Origin of the sequence: Acinetobacter sp. Ac_5812 (genome assembly GCF_013072695.1) — a bacterium.
Classification (GTDB): domain Bacteria; phylum Pseudomonadota; class Gammaproteobacteria; order Pseudomonadales; family Moraxellaceae; genus Acinetobacter.
Genome location: NZ_LXUK01000022.1, coordinates 1 through 465, shown reverse-complemented (window position 1 = coordinate 465; position 465 = coordinate 1). Strand labels below are relative to the sequence as shown.

Here is a 465-nt window from a genome sequence, read left to right as displayed (position 1 = left end):
GATTCGACCTGTCACACCATTCACCGTTACAGGGTTACTGCCTGTACCCGATCCAATCGTCACCTGATTGGCGAGACGGATATCAACATTATTGCCTTGGTTGCTGATCACAAGGTTGCTGTCTGCATTGGAAATATCCACCGTCGCATCAGGTGCTACATTACTCTTACTGGCTGCATTCTTATTTGTCGTCAGATTCCAGCCCTTATTGGCAATTTGCTCAACTTCATGTAGCTGACTACCATTCACAGCATCAGTTGATGTCGCATTCACATCACCCTTTGCCACGTTGGTGATCTTTTGATTGCCTGCATTGATTCCAGTCTTACTAATACTTGGGCTATTCGTAATTGCATTACCACTAGCATCGACAAAGCTGAGGCCATTACTATTGATCAAGGTCCCAGCGGTATTGACACTATTTACTGCCAAGTCTTTAGAGAGTTCAATCGCAAGCTTACCTTG

At 44.9% G+C, this 465-nt stretch carries 1 pseudogene; it reads right to left on the bottom strand.

Annotation, left to right across the window (positions count from 1 at the left end):
• Window positions 1-465, bottom strand: a pseudogene (locus A7P55_RS13415) (hypothetical protein); the annotation flags it as partial.